The following is a 17006-nucleotide window of genomic DNA, read 5'->3' as shown; positions in this document are numbered from 1 at the left end:
CTGACTGGCATACCGCTTTCGCGAGCAAGCTCGCTCCCACAGGGATTCGTAGTGCGCGCGGTTATTTGCGCATCCGCATCAGCTCCGGCAATCCGATCTTGAGCAACCGCGCCGTGCGGCTCTTCGCCAGTTCCTCGACGCCTTCATGCTCGGTCAGCCGCGCCATCTGCGCCGCCATGCTCATCACCAGCGCCTCGCGGGAGTAAACCCCGCCACCGAGCTGGTAGACCGAGGCAATCAGCTCGCGCAACTCCAGCGGCAGGCGCCACCGGGTGCGTAGCGCCGAGCCGTACGCCGCACCGAATTCCGCCAGCGCATCGCCGACTTCTTCCATTTCATCCAGCTCGCCGCCGGCCTGCTTCCACTCCTGCAGACAACGCAGCAACGCCAGATCGCCGAGGCGATGGAGCATCCCGGCGCAGTAGCAGCGCTCCTGATCCAGATCGAGCAGGCGCGCCAGGGTGCGCGCATATTCGGCGGTGTGCAGGGACAGGCCCCAATAGCGCTCGGCGTAATCCGCCAGGCACGGGTCGCTGAGTCGGGCGCTGCGCTTGAGTGCCAGACCGAGAATCAGGTTCATGCTTTGCCCGGTGCCCAGGCGATGCAACGCCTGCGCCAGGGTCTGCACTGGCGCGCCATGGTGCTGGGCGGCGCTGTTGGACGCCGCAATCAACACGGCGGTGATCTGCGGATCGGTGCGGATTTCCTCTTCCAGCAGCTTCAGATCCAGCCCGTTGGGGTTGAGGCTGCGTTTGACCGCCACTTGCACGTCGGTCATCAGCGGTGCGCCATCGGCCTGCTCGCGGCGACGTTCGAGGAATACCGAGAGGGTCATGCCCGGCGCCAGCGCCGGTACTTCACAGAACACTTCTTCGCCGGCATTCAGCAGCAATCCCTGTAAGCGCTCGGTCAGGCTTTCCATGTTCAGGGGTTTGGTTAGATAGGCCGTCGGTGCCAGCGGCAGGGCTTCGCGCACGCTGGCGCTGTCGTTGCGGCTGCTCATCAGAATGAACGGCAGCGGCGGATTGCGTTTGCGCTGGCGGACACTGCGCAACACGCTCAAGCCATCGACGCCGGGCAACTCCCAGTCGACGATCGCCAGGTCATAGGGGACTTCGCTGAGCAGCGTCATTGCCTGCTGACCATCGGCGCACAGGTCCAGCCGCGCATCGCAGCGCACGTTCAGCAATACTTGTTTGAGCAGGTCACGCGACCACGGATCGGCCTCGGCAATCAACACTCGGGGTACAGCGGGTAATTCGACGGCCGTCATGCTCGCCCTCCCTTGCAATGCTTGAACCTTAGCCAATGCTGGCGTTTCGGTACAACCTGAAAACCGCGCAAGTGTTTTTCCGGGCATGAAAAAACCCGCCGAAGCGGGTTTTTTGTCGATCCGATCACACGGTGCTACGGATTACAGCTCCGAGAAGCACTCTTCGATGATCGCCAGGCCCTTGTCCAGTTGCTCGTCCGGCGAGGTCAGCGGTACCAGGACGCGCAGAACGTTGCCGTAGGTGCCGCAGGACAGCAGGATCAGACCCTTGTCACGCGCCTTGGCCACGACAGCAGCGACTGCAGTCGGGTTTGGCTTGTGGCTGTCGCCGTTTTCGAACAGCTCGACTGCGATCATCGCGCCCAGGGCACGGACTTCACCGATCACCGGGTACTTGGCCTGGATAGCCTTCAGGCCAGTGACCAGACGCTCGCCGACAGCCTTGCAGCGGTCCAGCAGTTTTTCTTCTTCGAACACTTCCATCACGGCCAGGGCCGCGGCGCATGCGATCGGGCTACCGGCGTAGGTTCCGCCGAGGCCGCCTGGAGCGATGGCGTCCATGTATTCGGCCTTGCCGCACACACCGGCCAGCGGGAAGCCGCCAGCGATGGATTTGGCGAAAGTGGTCAGGTCGGCAGCAACGCCCATCTGTTCCATGGCGAAGAACGTGCCGGTACGGCCAGCGCCGGTCTGCACTTCGTCAGCGATCAGCAGGATGCCGTGCTGGTCGCACAGGGCGCGCAGACGCTTCATGAATTCTTTCGGTGCGACGTAGAAACCACCTTCACCCTGCACAGGCTCGATGATGATCGCGGCGATGTCTTTCGGCTCGGCGTCGTTCTTGAAGATGCGTTCGATGGAAGCGATCGAGTCGTCGATGCTCACGCCGTGCAGTTCGTTCGGATACAACGCGCGGAAGATGCCGCCTGGCATCAGGCCCATGCCGGCCGAGTAAGGCACGACTTTACCGGTCAGGCCCAGGGTCATCATGGTGCGACCGTGGTAAGCACCGGTGAAGGCGATCACGCCAGCGCGGCCAGTGGCGGCACGGGCGATTTTCACGGCGTTTTCAACGGCTTCGGAACCGGTGGTCACCAGCAGGGTTTTCTTGGCGAAGTCGCCCGGTACGCGAGCGTTGATTTTCTCGCACAGCTCAACGTACGGCTCGTAAGCCAGAACCTGGAAGCAGGTGTGAGTCAGCTTGTTCAACTGCTCGGTCACGGCGGCGATGATTTTCGGGTGCACGTGGCCGGTGTTCAGTACAGCGATACCGCCAGCGAAGTCGATGAACTCGCGACCTTCAACGTCGGTCACGGTCGCGTTCTTCGCGGACTCGGCGAAGATCGGGTGAATCTGGCCAACACCACGTGGAACAGCTGCGGTACGACGGGCCATCAGTTCAGCGTTAGTCTTGCTCATTACAGTCCTCATTCGCCGCTCATCGGGCGGCGTGGTTCAAGGATAAAGCGGGAGGAATCGGCGGTGGCAGCATGCGATGATCGACTGCCACGGCGTTCCCGGCCGCAGAGAAAATTCCGGTTTGAAACGACGCAAAGGGACAGCGCTCTCGTGCCCTTTGCGTTTACAGCGATCTTCTACCGAGGCTTAGATGCCCAGGCAGAGGTATTTGATTTCCAGGTAATCTTCGATGCCGTACTTGGAGCCTTCACGGCCCAGGCCCGAGGCCTTGATGCCGCCGAACGGGGCGACTTCGTTGGAGATCAGCCCGGTGTTGACGCCGACCATGCCGTACTCCAGGGCTTCCGCCACACGGAACACACGGCCCAGGTCGCGAGCGTAGAAGTACGAGGCCAGACCGAACTCGGTGTCGTTCGACATCGCGATCACGTCGGCTTCGTCTTTGAAGCGGAACAGCGGCGCCAGCGGACCGAAGGTTTCTTCCTTGGCCACCGCCGCGTCTTTCGGCACGTTGGTCAGGATGGTCGGCTCAAAGAAGTTGCCTTCCATCGGCTTGCCGCCGGCCAGAACGGTCGCGCCTTTGCTCACCGCGTCAGCGATATGCTCTTGCACCTTGGCCACGGCTTTCTCGTCGATCAGCGGGCCAGTGGTGGTGCCGTCTTCCAGACCGTTGCCGATCTTCAGCTTGGCGACTGCCACTTTCAGCTTCTCGGCGAACGCGTCGTAGACCGAATCCTGAATGTACAGACGGTTGGCGCAGACGCAGGTCTGGCCGTTGTTGCGGTACTTGGAAATGATCGCGCCTTCGACGGCCTTATCCAGGTCCGCGTCGTCGAACACGATGAACGGCGCGTTGCCGCCCAGTTCCAGGGAAACTTTCTTGATGTCCTTGGCGCATTCCGACATCAGCTGACGACCGATTTCGGTCGAGCCGGTGAAGGACAGTTTGCGCACGATCGGGTTGCTGGTCAGCTCGCTGCCGATGTCGCCGGCGCTGCCGGACACCACGCTGAACACGCCTTTAGGGATGCCGGCGCGCTGGGCCAGTTCGGCCAAAGCGAATGCGGAGAACGGAGTTTGCGAAGCAGGCTTGAGCACCATGGTGCACCCGGCGGCCAGGGCCGGACCCGCTTTACGGGTGATCATCGCCGCCGGGAAGTTCCACGGGGTGATGGCAGCGGTCACGCCGATCGGCTGTTTGATCACGATCAGGCGCTTGTCCGGCTGGTGGCCCGGAATCACGTCACCGTAGATGCGCTTGGCTTCTTCGGCGAACCACTCGATGAACGAAGCGGCGTAAACGATTTCGCCCTTGGCTTCGGCCAGTGGTTTGCCCTGCTCGAGGGTCATCAGGCGAGCGAGGTCGTCCTGGTTCTCGATCATCAGTTCGAACCAGCGACGCAGTTTGCCTGCACGCTCCTTGGCGGTCAGTGCACGCCAGGCCGGCAGCGCCTTGTCGGCGGCTTCGATGGCGCGGCGGGTTTCGGCAGCGCCCATCTTCGGCACGGTGCCCAGAATCTCGCCGGTGGCCGGGTTGTTGACCTTGATCGTCTGACCGTTGTCCGCGTCGACCCATGCGCCATCGATGAAGGCTTGCTGGCGGAACAACTGGGTGTCTTTAAGCTGCATGTCGGCTTTCCTTAACAGCACCGCGCAAGGCGCGGAGCAAAATTATGATTGTAGAAAGGCGCCTCGCAAGGCTGCCGTCAGGGAAATCATTTACCGGGCTGGCACATAAATAGCGCACGACTCAAAACGCGTGCGGCTCAGCACCTGGAACAGGAGCGTTTGAAATCTCAAACGAATCCTAGGTTCAAAGGGGTTGAAGGACAATAGGGCGTTCGAAAAAAAGAACAAAAACGCCGCTTTTGCTGAACATTTCAGATCAACGTACCAACAGCCCCGATCGCAGGGAAACCATAGAACAGCCACTCCAAAGCGCCAAGCGAGCCTTTTGCAGGACGTTACAGCTTTAAGGAATGCAGTGCTTTTCAACCGACACGCGCACTGACAATCCACGCCAAAACGCGGCATGGACGCCCCGAGCCGACCTAGGTATGATGTCGCCCGCTGCACCAGTAGCTCAGCTGGATAGAGTACTGCCCTCCGAAGGCAGGGGTCGTGGGTTCGAATCCCGCCTGGTGCGCCATTGATTTAAACGAGAAAGCCCCGGACTGTGATGGTCCGGGGCTTTTTTGTGTTTGCTGGCTGGCGACTCACTCCGTCGTCCAGTCAAACTCGTCGTATTCATCATCGTCTTCTTCGTCCTCGATCCAGTCATCATCGAGAACGTCTTCCTCCAGATCCTCTTCGGCCTGTTTGGCCAGAAGAAACTCCTTGCGACTCTCCGTCACTGCTCGCCGCAGTTCCTCACCCTTCACCGGGCAGTTGAGCATTTGGGCGATGCGGTCGATTTTTTGGGCCACGGCATCCTCCAGCGCATCGGCAATGACCCGATAGTGCGCGTTTTTGCGGGTCAATGCCAAATGGCGGATGGCTGATACGGTCAGTTCTTGCGGATTTTTTCCAGTCGCAGGTCGAGATTCACGTTCGGGTAGCGCTTGTGCAGGTTGTTGAACAGGCTGTCGGCCGCTTGCGACTGGCCGGACTCGCGCAAGCGCAGGACTTCGCGCAGTTGCTCGTCGAGACCGTTGACCGGGGCGGCGGCGCGCTTGCTGACCCTGGCTTCGTCCGCTGTGTCGGCGCTGATCGACTCGCTCTGCATCGGCGCAGCCATTTCCGCCATCGGCGCGGGTGCAGGCGCGGAAAGCGCGCCGGCGGGCGCCGACAGCGATCGGGCCTCCTGGCGGACCACAGGCGCAGCCGGTTTGGCAGCGGGGGCAAAATCGTATTGAGCCACGGGTTCCGGCGCGCGATGCACCAGCGACAGCATCAGCGCGACGCCGACCAGACTGGCAAAAGCCACCTGGTAGCGCGGTTGCTGGCAGGCCTTGAGCCAGCGTTGCCACAGACTTTGCCGCGGTGCCGGGGTTTCACGGCGGGCGGCGTCGAGGATCAGCGCGTCGAGATGCGCCGGCGGTTCGGCGTTGTGCTGTTCGCGCACGTGCTTGAGCACTTGCTCTTCGGGTGTCGGGCGGGCGTCCGTCATGTCAGTACCTCCTCGGCCAGCAGCCGACGCAGTTTTTGCTGGGCGTAGCGCAAGCGGCTCTTGACGGTTTCCAGCGGTGTTTCGGTGAGGCTGGCGATTTGCGCCAGGTCGAGGTCGCCGTGGGCGCGCAGCAGGAACACTTCGCGCTGGTCGGCGGGCAAGGCTTGCAGGGCGCTTTCCAGGCGCTGGCTGTCGCGGCTTAGATTGAGCAGTTGTTCGGGATCGGAGGCATCGTCGCTGACGGCGTGGGTTTGCTCGTCGTAACTGTCGTGCAGCGGTTGCCGGGCCCCGTGTTTGCGCCAGTGATCGATCAGGCGATTGCGGGCAATCTGGAACAACCACGTACGAAAGGTCGCCCGGCCTTGTGGCTGACTCGCACTGCGGATCAGGCTCAGCCAGGTCTCCTGAAACACCTCGTCGGCCAGTTCCGGTTTGCCGCTCAAACCGAGCAGAAACCGGTAAAGACTCTGGCGATGACGGGCGTACAGGATCTCGAACGCCTTGCCGTCACCCTCGCGATAACGGGCCAGCAGCGATTCGTCGCTGCTGGCCTCAAGGCTGTCGGCGGAAGCAAACAGCTGTGTGATGAAGCCTTTGAGGCGGCTCACTATTCAATCCGTCGCTCAGTGGACGTTGCGTTTGAGGCAGTGGACGTACGCAGGCTCTGCGCCAGCTCCACCAGTTGCACGAACTCGTTGCGCAGGCCGAAACGGTCATCGCCACGGGCACCTCGGGCCAGGGCTTCAGTGTCCTTGAGGCTGAAATCGCCGGTGTAGCGACCGTCCTTGAGTTGCTGGGAAAACGCAGCGACGGCGGCGGCAAAACGCAGGTCTTCACTGGCCGGCGCCACCTGACTGGCAATCGGCCGCTCGATCAGCAGACTTTTCCCACCCTCAGGCGTTTGATATCGCACGCGCAACATTGCCAATTCTCCTTTCTTCTCGGAAACCACTGCATCGGTTTTTCCGTAACGCAGCGGTTCCAGCCAGCCCTTCTCGCCTGTCGGGACAATTTCATACAGCGCCGTCACCGTATGGCCTGCACCGATTTCACCGGCATCGACCTTGTCATTGCTGAAATCCTCAGGCTTCAGTGCGCGGTTTTCGTAGCCGAGCAGCCGGTATTCGCTGACCTGCGCCGGGTTGAACTCGACCTGTAATTTGACGTTTTTCGCCACCACGGCGAGGGTCGAACCGAGTTGATCCACCAACACCTTGCGCGCTTCGCGCAGGTTGTCGATGTAGGCATAGTTACCGTCACCGGCATCCGCCAGTTGTTCCATCAGGTGTTCATTGTAGTTATCCACACCGAAACCCAGAGTGGTCAGGGAAATCCCGGTCTTGCGTTTATCCACAGCCATTTGTTTCAGACTGTCGAAGTCGCTGATGCCGACGTTGAAGTCGCCGTCGGTGGCCAACAGGATGCGGTTGATGCCTTTGGGCATGAACGCCTGCTGCGCCATCTGATAAGCCAACTCGATGCCTGAAGCGCCAGCGGTCGAGCCGCCGGCAGTCAATTGCTCGATGGCAGTGCGAATTTTCGCCTTTTCCCGTCCGGAAGTCGGCTCCAGAACCACTCTGGATTCGCCGGCATATACCACCAGCGATACCCGATCCTGTTCGCGCAATTGATCGACGAGCAACTTCAGGGTGCTTTTGACCCGTGGCAAGCCTTCGGGGCGGTCCATTGAGCCGGAGACATCCACCAGAAACACCAGGTTCGCTGGGGCCAGTTCCGCCACCTCGCGGTCGGAGGCCTTGATGCCGATACGCAGCAAGCGGGTGTGCGGGTTCCACGGTGAAGCGGCCAGTTCGGTAGTCACGCCGAAGGGCGAACCATCGCTCGGCAGCGCGTAGTCGTAGGGAAAGTAATTGACCATCTCTTCCAGCCGCACCGCGCCTTCCGGCGGCAGTCGACCCTGATTGAGCAGTAGCCGCACATTGGCGTAGGCGCCGGTGTCGACGTCGGCACTGAAGGTCGAGACCGGGGTTTCGGCGACGCTGTGGATCGGGTTGTCGGCCAGGTTCGCGTACTGCTCGCGCTGTTCGTCGCGATAGCCTTGTGGATAACTTTCACCGGCCGGCATCGGTGCAAAACGGGCGATCGGTGCCGGCAATGCACTGCGCTTGACCATCGCGCTATCGGCCATGACCGCTTCAGGCTGCACGGAGGATTTCAGTTCGGTCTGTGCCGGAGGTGGCGCGACGGTGGTTTCCGGAGTGGAGGAAACACCGCAACCGGCAACCACCAGCAACATACTGGCAGCTAGGGGGCGCAGAAGCGTGGAAGGAAGGGACATGGGGGCTGACCTCGGGGAAGAATTGATCCATTCATCCCCTGAGACGGGCAGCCCTTTTAGTTCGGGTTAACCTCGCCGAAATTTTTTTCAGCGGTGATAACGCCGCACCGCACTGCTGTTGCGCAGCACGTGGCCTTTGATTTTTTCCATCAACTGGGCGCGGGTCAGGCCGGCGGGCAAGGCGTCCGGAGCCAGATCCAGTGCGTAGATCTGAATGATGTAATGGTGCGCGCTGTCGCCAACCGGTGGGCATGGGCCGATGTAGCTGGTGGTGCCTTTGCTGTTGGTGCCACCGACGCCTTCAAGGGCCGATTTGGCGCCGACACCGGCCGGAATCTGCCGGGTCGTGGCCTTGATGCCGTAGTGAATCCAGTGATCGACACCTGCGCCTTTCTGGCCATCCGGGTCGTGCATGACGATGGCGTAGCTCAGGGTTGCGCTCGGGCCGGCGTTCCAGCTCAGGGCCGGCGACTGGTTCTTGCCGCCGCAACCGGCCGCATCGCTGGCCGCCGCCGAGGTGAACAGACGGTTATCCGACACACCGGGAATGCTGAGGGTGAAACGCTCCTGGGCCTGCGCCGGAAACTGCACGCAAAGGGCGATGGCAACGGCCGCCAGCCAAGGGTTGAGAGAGGTCAATCGGGTCATTCCGGGAGCACCTTGTGCAGTTGGGCCTTCGTCGGCCTGCAAACTATAGCCGTACCGTTCGTGCCGTGGCAGTGGGAAATGGCTGAACCTCGCAATGCAGCCCAAACTCGTAAGAGAAATGCCTGTGAGGAGCACGACCATGACCCTGCACCGTGTCGCCCGTTTCGCCGATGTGCCTGAAGACCGTGGGCTGGAGGTGCAGATCGGCGACTGCAAGATTGTCCTGCTGCGCGCCGCCGGCCAGTTGCGCGCCTTTCAGGGGGAATGCCCGCACGCCGGCGCGCCGCTGGCGGAAGGCGCGTTGTGCCATGGCCGACTGATCTGCCCGTGGCACAAGGCAGCCTTTCGCGCCGAAGATGGCGCGTTGTGCGAGCCTCCGGCGCTGGACAGTCTCAAGCGCTATCCGCTGGAACTGCGCGGCGACGAGGTGTGGGTCGATGACCAGCCGCTGCCGGATCCGCACATCCCGCCGCAGGACGATCCGCGCACCTTTGTCATCGTCGGCGCCGGTGCCGGGGGAACCGCCTGCGCCGCCGCCCTGCGGGAAAAAGGCTTCGGCGGGCGGATCGTGCTGATCGACCGTGAGCCGGACGCCGGCTACGACCGCACGGTGTTGAGCAAATTCGTGCTGTCCGGGGAAATGCCGGCGCCGGAAACCCCGTCCCTGCGCGATGACGATTTTTACCGCGAACAGCACATCAACCGGGTTTCAGGCGAAGTCACCGGGCTCGATGCCGATACCAAAACCCTTCACCTGAGCGATGGCCGCACACTGCATTACAGCGCGGCGGTGCTGGCCACCGGCGCAACGCCCAACGCGCTGAAACTGCCCGGCGCCGACCTGCCTCAGGTATTTGTCCTGCGCTGCAAAGCCCAGGCGCAATCCATCATGAGCGCCGCCCAACCCGGCCAGCGCGCGGTGATCATCGGTGACAGCTTCATCGCGCTCGAATGCGCCTCGGCCCTGCGCCAGCACGGGCTCGAGGTGACGGTGCTGGCGCGCCACGCGACTCCCTTCGCGGCGCAATTCGGTGAAGCCGTCGGCAAGGCGATCCGCGCGCTGCATGAAGAAAACGGCGTGAAATTCATCACCGATCACCAAGCCAGGGAGATCACCGGGGACGGCAAGGTCGAGGCGGTGTTGCTCGACAATGGCCTGCGCCTGTCGGCGGATCTGGTATTGGCGGGAATCGGCGTGCACCCGGCCACCGAAGCCTTCGGCGACTTGCCGCGCGAGGACGATCAATCCCTGTTGGTCGATGCCAGTCTGCGCGTGGCTGACGACCTGTGGGCCATTGGCGATATCGCCACCTTCCCGTTGAACGGCAAACCACAGCGAATCGAACACTGGCGTCTGGCCCAGCAGCACGCGCGGATCGCCGCCGCGAACCTGCTCGGTGGCGACGAGCACTACCTCGACGTGCCGTATTTCTGGACCTGGCATTTCGGCCGCAACTACGACTATCTCGGCCACGCCGAGGCGTGGGATGCGGTCGAATTTATCGGCGAACCCGAACAACCGCCGTTTATCGGACTGTTCGGGAGCAAGGGCGTCGTGGTGGCAGCGGTCGCCTGCGAAGAGGAGCGAGCGATGGCGCTGCTGGCCGAACGCATGAAGCAACCGCTGCCGATGGATGAAGCCTGGCGACTGATTCGCGCCGTCAGGTGATCCGGTTCAATGGCTCGCGGTTATCGTCGTCCTCGGCGTGCAGAAAAATCACCCGAGGATGCTCCAGTGGCGCCAGCGGCGGCGGCAGCTCTTCCGGGTGGACTGGCCAAAGATGTGGCACCACATGGCTGACGTCACCGTCCTGATCGTTGTGGATGGTCATCACGCCCGGCCCGCGCAACTTCTGAAAGCGGTCATCGTTCAGTTTGAAGCTGCGGCTCAGCCCCTCATCGTCGACCACCGGGGACGGCAGGCGGCGCTGGGCGAAGCTTCGGCTCTTGCGCTGTTGATAGCGCGCCCAGCCGATCAGAATCACAGCGTTGACCAGCGCCACCCAAAGGTAAATCTGCAAGGTGCCGAGGGCTTCGAACGCCGAGTTGTCGATGCGCGGCCCGCCTTCGTGGGTTTCAATCAGCGGCCACAGGCCGCGCACCAGCAAATACAGCAGGCCGATCCAGGCCAGCACCGTGAAGAACGCATCGACCACCACCAGAAACGGCCGTTGGCGGGTCCGGATGATTTTCATTTGATAACCTCCTCTTCATCGTCCCCGATCGGCTTGATACCCCGGTCGGGACTGACCCAGCGCGCACGCTTCTGGTGTTGGCCGAACAATACTTTGGGGAAACTGACCAGCGTGGTCAGCAGGCTGACGAACCAGAACGCGATCGGGTACCACACCACCCAGAACATGGTCTTGCCCAGGCCCGGCTCATAACGACGGTCAATGATGATGCTGACCGCGAACTGCACCAGACAGACAAACGCCAGCAGCAGCCCGGTAAACGCCGGCGGCATCAGGTGATCGACGGCAATCGCCTCAGGCATGACCACGAACTTGCCGACGCCCCAGAAGATCACCGACAGCAGGAACGTAAACGCCCAACCGGTCGACAGGCAGTATTCGAACAACAGCGGCCACAGATATCGATGACGGTACTGCCAGATCCCGCGAATGTTCTTGAACAGCACTTCGGCGCCGCCCTGGGCCCAGCGCAGGCGCTGTTTCCACAGACCGCGCAGGGTTTCCGGCATCAGGATCCAGCACAGGGCACGGGGCTCGTAGAAGATGCTCCAGTGGTCCAGTTGCAGCTTCCAGCTGATATCGATGTCTTCGGTGATCATGTCCGGGCTCCAGTAGCCGACCCGGTTCAGCGCGGTGCGACGGAACGCGACGATCACACCGGACACGGTGAAGATCCGCCCGAACACCCGCTGGGTGCGCTTGATCAGCCCGATGATCGACGAGAACTCGCCGACCTGAACCCGCCCGACCAGCGTCGAACGCGTGCGGATCCGTGGGTTGCCGGTCACCGCACCCAGTCGCGCGTTGTCGAGCATCGGCGCCACGAGATAAGCGGCGGTGTTCGGCGCCAGCAGCGCATCACCGTCGATGCACACCAGATATTCGCTGCGCGCAGCGATGGCGCCCATGCGCAGGGCCACGGCCTTGCCCTGGTTTTCCGCCAGGTGCAGCACGCGCAGGCGCGGGTCTTCCTTGGCCAGCCGGTCGAGCACTTCGGCCGTATTGTCCTTGGAGCCGTCGTTGATCGCGATGACTTCGATGTTCGGGTAATGCTGGGCCAGCGCGGCATGGATGGTGTCGGCGGCGTTGTCGCCCTCGTTGTAGCAAGGGATCAGGATCGAAATCAGCGGTTCGCCTTCCAGCGGTGGCGGCAGGGTGTCGTCCTTCCAGGGCCAGTGCCGCTCCCAGTGCAGCCAGAAATACAGGCCACCGGAAATCCACAACCCGGACATGAACAGCGGGTAGAAGAACACGAAGTCCATCAGGAATTGCCCGGTGACCAGAAAAATCAGCCCTAGCGGGACACCGAGGACGATCGCCAGAACAAGCAGGGCCAGCAGTCTATCCAGCATGTCATGGGTTCCATTTGTTGGAGAGTGCGGGCCGAACGGTTTTCAGGTCCGGCAGGTTCTCGAGGAAGTTGTCCGGGTAGTAGCCGAAACTGGTGGCGCCCTGGCGCTTGAGCCGGTTCATCCAGTCGGCCAGTTGTGCGCCGTCGATGTCGGCCTGTTCCTTTTTCGTCCAGTCCCGGGCCTGCAGTTCGAACACCGTGCGATCCAGCGCACCGGGGCGCTGTTTGATCTTCGCCACCAGCTCTTCGAGCCACGGGCCGGATTGCGCCTGGGTCTGTTTTTCCATGAGCGGCATGGCCATCGGCGCCGTCCAGTCGTAGCTCACGAGGAAGTCGTCGAGGTTCTGCGCGAACCACGCTTCGCTGTGCGGATTGAGCACCGGCTCGGCGAAGATGTTGCGTGCGGTGAGCACTTGCGGGCCACGAATCGCGCGCACCTTGGCGGTCAGTTCGTTGGTGAAGTCGATCAGGTAACGGCTCTTGAAGCGCGTCCAGCGCTGCATCGCCGCCGGGTCGTCACGCAGAGCGGCAATCGAGCTCGGCAGGCCGTTGGCGGCATAGGCCTTCAGCGCCTGAGGGCCGGCGTCTTCGAAGTCCGAAAGCACCGCGTCGTCGTGATAGAGAATGCCGTCGACCGAAGTCAGGCGTGCCACGTCTTCGTAGATCTCGCCGATGATCCGCCGCACCTCGGGATCGAACGGCGACAGGCGCTTGTACTGATCCGGGTCGACAGCGGTCGTGCCGGTCTTCGGATCCCAGCGCGTCACCCGTGGCAGCTTCGAATCCAGTTCGAAACTCAGCACCGGCATCCACGCAAAGACCTTCACGTGAGCCCGGGTACGCAGTTGCCAGGCGACGCGGTCGAACAGGTCGGCGCGCATCGGCAGATGACGGTTTGGGAAGTACAGCGAATGCACCAGGCCATCGCCCTTCGGATCGGCGAAGGCCTGCAGGAACACGGTATTGGCGCCCATGTCGGCCATGCGCTGGATCAGTTTGCCGAGGTTGATTTCCTGCTGCGCGGGATCCGGGTCGTAGACGTTGTCCAGATCCACGTGGACCACGCGCATGGTGAAGTCCGATTGCACACCGACCACGCTGTTGGCGAAGTGCTCGCCGTCAGGGTCGGAGGCGACCAGGAAACGCGGCCCGCTCATCAGGTTGTCGAGGGCATCGAGTCCGTCATCGAGGGTCAGGGCCATTTCATAGCCTTCTTCGCTGACCACGGTCAGCGACGTGCCGTCCGCCGTCCCGTAAGGCCAGACCCAGATGCGCGGTTTTTTACCGGTGTTCTTGCGGATTTTTTCCGAAATGGCCTGCACGTCAGCGCGGATCCGCGCCTGGAAATCGGCTTCGGATTCGTAGCGTTTGCTCACCGGATCGTAGCGTCGGGTCGCGGCCGCCGGCTGCATGTTGCCTTGCGGGTTGGCGAGGATGCCTTTGTGACTGGCGTCGGTGTGGGCGGCGATTTCCACCAGGCCCGATTGGGAGATTTCCCGCACCTGAGCCCAGGTCAGGAAGTCCGAGCGCGGACGCGGCGTGCCGGCAAAGTCCACCGGTTGGTTCAGCGGTGTATCGATCCAGGTGCCGACCGGCGCCAGCAGCGCATGCCAGTTGTAGGCGCGCAACACCGGCAACACACGGGTGTAGAAGCTTGCGTAACCGTCGTCGAAGCTGAGCAGGATTGCCTTGGGCGGCAGTTCCGGCCCGCCTTTGCGCGCGGCCATGATCTGGTCGACCGTCACCGGTTTGTAGTTGTTCTCCCGCAGCCAGGCGAGCTGTTCGAGCAGGCGCTCGGTGCGCACCGCCACCACCGCCTGATCGGGGTCACGGTCTTCGATGTCGTGATAGGCAATGCCCAGCACGTGGTTTTTTGGCCAGGGCTTTTCATTGGCTGCCAGCGGTCGCTCGGACGGCGGCACGAAGGCCGGGGCTTGCTGGGCGCAGGCGCTGACCAGCAGCACTCCCAGCAGAAGGATGAAACGCGAAATCAAAGGCATCTTCAAACTCTTCTAGAAGCGGAAAGTGAGGTCGACGAGCAGACGCAGATCGGTTTCCCGGTCACCGTCGTAGGGCCGGTTGATCACGCTGAACAAACCGCCCACCTCGAACACGTCGTTCCAGGCGTAGCGCTGGCCGTAACCGAGCAATGCCATGCCGCCGGTGCCGTGATCACGCTGGCTGTAGGTCCCCGCGCCGGCCTGGAACTGCTGGCTCCAGACCGTTTCGTAGCGGTGGTACAGCACGTGATTGACGTTCAGCAACGGCATGACGCTGAAGTCCGACTTCGGGTTGAAGTACGGCACGTCATCGGACTTGGAGTTGTGGCTGGTGCCCACTTCCAGGCCCGCATCGACTTGCAGGTTCGGCGCGCTGTAGACACCCTCTTTTCCGGTCAGCAAGGCTTCCACACGGTTGTTGCCATCGCTGAAGTGCGACGGGCTGACCGCCAGCCGCCACTCGCGGCTCTCGTTGGCACGCCAGCGGATGAAACCGCTGCCGCCGTTGGCCTTGATGTCGCTGTTCAATGCCCGCAGCGGGGTCTCGGCCGACAGGTATTCAAGGCTGCCGCCGTATTGCCAGTGATCGTCGATGTCGCGGGCAATCGCCAGGCGCGCGCCCTGCTTGTCGCCGAAACCATAGGAATGGTTCGACACTTCGGCTTCAAGCGTCATGTCGCGGGTGCGACGCTCCAGACCGACGCGCTGGAAGCGGTGGTGGCCGGTGCCTTCGGCGAAGTCGCCAGTGGCGTATCCGGCCCCGGCGAACACTCGCCAGTCTTCATCGATCGGTGGGCTGTAGAGGGTGGTCTGGATGCCGAAATCCCGGCTGCCGGTGACCGCGCCGGCATCGCCACCGTTGCCGCCGTTGGCCTTGCCGCCGTAGGCTTCGACGCGCAGCTCGGACATGTCGTGCACTTCGCGCTCACGGGCCAGACGCTGGACCTGACGGTTGTCGGGGAAACGCGCCACCACGTCGTCGGTCAGCGCATCCATCTGCCGCCATTCCTGCAGATCCATAGCGGTGCGGGCCTGCGCGATTTCCAGGCCCATGTCGCGCGGCGCGATGCTCTCGGTTTCCTTGAGCTGGTTTTCCGCGCGGCGCGGCCAGTTTCGGGCCAGGTACAAATCCGACTGGGCCAGGCGCAAGCCGATGTTGCCCGGCGCCTGATCCACCAGGGTCTGCAAACGCTCTTCGCCGTGAGGCAGGTCGGAACCGTAGGTGCCGGCCTGCGCCGCCAGTTGCTGGGCATCCATCCATTCGTCGTTGGGGTTGCCGATCGGCAGGCCCTTGAGTTCGATGCGCGGTTTCTGTGTCCTGGCCTGATCTTCGGCGACCTTGCGCGCCTCTTCGGCGCGATCGCTTTCCAGCAGCGAGTAATACAGCGCCGTGGTGTCTTCGAGTCGGTCGCCGACATCGGCGTCCGGTGCCGCCAGCACCTGACGGTAAAGATCGGTGGAGATTTCCGGCTGCCGCTGATCCAGATAGGACGCCGCCACCCAGCGCAGGGCGTAGGTCGGAATCTTCACGCCTTCGGCTTGCAGCTTCTGGTATTCGCTGATGACCTCGGCGGTGCGCGCCCGGGCCTTGAGCGCGCCCATGCGGTCGATGCGCCAGCGGGTCACGTCGTCGTGGGCAGTGGCGTCCGGGGTCCAGGTGGCGAGCAACTGGTCGTAGTCGGCCAGGGCGCGGTCGGCGATCACGTAGCGTTCTTTTTCGCTGCGGGTAGCCAGTTCGGCAAGGCGCACGCGTTCGGCGGCCAGATCGCCTTCCAGACGGCGCAAGGTGACAGGATCGATCAGCCCCGGACGCTGCTTCGCCAGGCGCAGTGCCGGCTCAGGCAGACGCGCCTTTTGCAGGGCGACCACGTATTCGCGAGCGACCTCAGGTTTAGTGCCGGCGCGGATAAAGGCCTGGTCGTATTCGAACAGCGCGTCATATGGCTTGCCGGCGCGATTCAGGGCGTACCCCAGCGCCAGTCGGCGGGAAGGATCATCGGGTTTGGCGGCGACCAGCGAACGGGCGCGGATCACCCCTTCGTCAGGCTTGCCGGAATCGGCCTGGGTCAGCGCCAGACCCAGTTGCAGGTCGGCGTTGTCGGGCTCCAGCGTCAGGGCCTTGTTGTAGACCTGGATCGCCTGATCCCAGCGTTTGAGATTGCGATAGGCCCTTGCGGTGGCGGTCAGCGCCTGAACCGGCAGTGCACGGCCAAGACCCTGAGTCTCGTAGACCTGCACCACTTCGGCGTCGAACCCGGCCCAGCCAGCGATTTGCAGGTGATCGCTGACCTGACCGGTGGTGGCCTGGGCCGGCGGCACCTGACGCAAAGCGGTCAGCGCAGGCGTGTAATGCCCGGCACGGGCATCGAGCACCATTTGATCGTAGGCCGTATCGGCGAACGCGAACGCCGGCCAGAGCAACTGGCTGCACAGCGCTACTCGAAACAAAGGGCGTAAACCACGATGTAATACGGGAACATCAATACGCGGCATTCGTCAGCATCCTTACATGGCCAGCCGGGTAGCAACGCCCCCCCTTGCCCATTTCGTAACGGAGGCCAAGCAAAAAACGCTCAGCCAAGCTTATCCAAGCAGTCTTGCACGCAAGCGTAGACCAATATTCAGAACACAATAATTGTTCAGATTCGTGACGATGGATTTCCCGACCGGCCGCAAACCCGGACGCCAGACAGCAAAACGCCCGGCGTCTGC

Annotated in this window: 13 protein-coding genes and 1 tRNA gene; 2 read left to right on the top strand and 12 right to left on the bottom strand. The window is 62.6% G+C overall.

The window, feature by feature from the left end:
- Nucleotides 1–61: 61 nt before the first annotated feature.
- From IHQ43_RS01030 to gabD, 3 genes are all read right to left on the bottom strand, one after another.
- On the bottom strand, nucleotides 62–1273 hold the full coding sequence (locus IHQ43_RS01030) for a response regulator (protein WP_192563071.1): 1212 nt from the start codon (nucleotides 1271–1273) through the stop codon (nucleotides 62–64).
- Nucleotides 1274–1414: 141 nt separating this feature from the next.
- Nucleotides 1415–2692 (bottom strand): 4-aminobutyrate--2-oxoglutarate transaminase, encoded by a 1278-nt coding sequence (gabT, locus tag IHQ43_RS01025; RefSeq protein ID WP_007957613.1) that lies wholly within the window; start codon nucleotides 2690–2692, stop codon nucleotides 1415–1417.
- 186 nt (nucleotides 2693–2878) lie between these two features.
- Nucleotides 2879–4321 (bottom strand): NADP-dependent succinate-semialdehyde dehydrogenase, encoded by a 1443-nt coding sequence (gene gabD, locus IHQ43_RS01020; RefSeq protein ID WP_127796572.1) that lies wholly within the window; start codon nucleotides 4319–4321, stop codon nucleotides 2879–2881.
- Nucleotides 4322–4764: 443 nt separating this feature from the next.
- Between gabD and IHQ43_RS01015 the strand changes: the two genes are divergently transcribed.
- Nucleotides 4765–4841, top strand: a tRNA-Arg gene (locus IHQ43_RS01015).
- A 67-nt stretch (nucleotides 4842–4908) separates the two neighbouring features.
- Here the strand turns inward: IHQ43_RS01015 and IHQ43_RS01010 are convergent.
- From IHQ43_RS01010 to IHQ43_RS00990, 5 genes are all read right to left on the bottom strand, one after another.
- Complete coding sequence (locus tag IHQ43_RS01010) at nucleotides 4909–5178, bottom strand: hypothetical protein (RefSeq protein WP_244142237.1); 270 nt, start codon at nucleotides 5176–5178, stop codon at nucleotides 4909–4911.
- Between the two features lie 20 nt (nucleotides 5179–5198).
- On the bottom strand, nucleotides 5199–5801 hold the full coding sequence (locus IHQ43_RS01005) for a hypothetical protein (protein WP_192563070.1): 603 nt from the start codon (nucleotides 5799–5801) through the stop codon (nucleotides 5199–5201).
- Nucleotides 5798–6379 (bottom strand): RNA polymerase sigma factor, encoded by a 582-nt coding sequence (locus tag IHQ43_RS01000; RefSeq protein WP_244142275.1) that lies wholly within the window; start codon nucleotides 6377–6379, stop codon nucleotides 5798–5800. Before IHQ43_RS01000 ends, IHQ43_RS01005 begins: the two co-directional genes overlap by 4 nt.
- Before the next feature lie 29 nt (nucleotides 6380–6408).
- A complete protein-coding gene (locus IHQ43_RS00995; protein ID WP_192563068.1) occupies nucleotides 6409–8100 on the bottom strand; it encodes a vWA domain-containing protein in 1692 nt (563 codons plus the stop codon).
- Between the two features lie 87 nt (nucleotides 8101–8187).
- Nucleotides 8188–8748: a YbhB/YbcL family Raf kinase inhibitor-like protein gene (locus IHQ43_RS00990; protein ID WP_192563067.1), complete on the bottom strand. Its 561-nt coding sequence runs from the start codon at nucleotides 8746–8748 to the stop codon at nucleotides 8188–8190.
- 139 nt (nucleotides 8749–8887) lie between these two features.
- Between IHQ43_RS00990 and IHQ43_RS00985 the strand changes: the two genes are divergently transcribed.
- Nucleotides 8888–10417 (top strand): FAD-dependent oxidoreductase, encoded by a 1530-nt coding sequence (locus tag IHQ43_RS00985; RefSeq protein WP_192563066.1) that lies wholly within the window; start codon nucleotides 8888–8890, stop codon nucleotides 10415–10417.
- Here the strand turns inward: IHQ43_RS00985 and pgaD are convergent.
- From pgaD to pgaA, 4 genes are read right to left on the bottom strand one after another with little or no spacing between them, the layout of a single operon-like run.
- Nucleotides 10410–10943 carry a poly-beta-1,6-N-acetyl-D-glucosamine biosynthesis protein PgaD gene (gene pgaD, locus IHQ43_RS00980; protein WP_192563065.1) on the bottom strand — a complete coding sequence of 178 codons (534 nt, stop codon included), beginning with the start codon at nucleotides 10941–10943 and terminating at the stop codon, nucleotides 10410–10412. The genes IHQ43_RS00985 and pgaD overlap by 8 nt on opposite strands.
- Entirely contained in the window at nucleotides 10940–12295 is a 1356-nt protein-coding gene (gene pgaC, locus IHQ43_RS00975; RefSeq protein WP_192563064.1) for a poly-beta-1,6-N-acetyl-D-glucosamine synthase, read from the bottom strand. Before pgaC ends, pgaD begins: the two co-directional genes overlap by 4 nt.
- Nucleotide 12296: 1 nt before the next feature.
- Entirely contained in the window at nucleotides 12297–14294 is a 1998-nt protein-coding gene (gene pgaB / locus IHQ43_RS00970; RefSeq protein WP_192563063.1) for a poly-beta-1,6-N-acetyl-D-glucosamine N-deacetylase PgaB, read from the bottom strand.
- 12 nt (nucleotides 14295–14306) lie between these two features.
- On the bottom strand, nucleotides 14307–16787 hold the full coding sequence (pgaA, locus tag IHQ43_RS00965; protein WP_192563062.1) for a poly-beta-1,6 N-acetyl-D-glucosamine export porin PgaA: 2481 nt from the start codon (nucleotides 16785–16787) through the stop codon (nucleotides 14307–14309).
- Between the last annotated feature and the right edge of the window lie 219 nt (nucleotides 16788–17006).

This window comes from Pseudomonas gozinkensis (genome assembly GCF_014863585.1).
GTDB classification, from domain to species: domain Bacteria; phylum Pseudomonadota; class Gammaproteobacteria; order Pseudomonadales; family Pseudomonadaceae; genus Aquipseudomonas; species Aquipseudomonas gozinkensis.
Note: the sequence above shows the minus strand (reverse complement) of the source record. Positions and strands in the feature narration are given on the sequence as shown.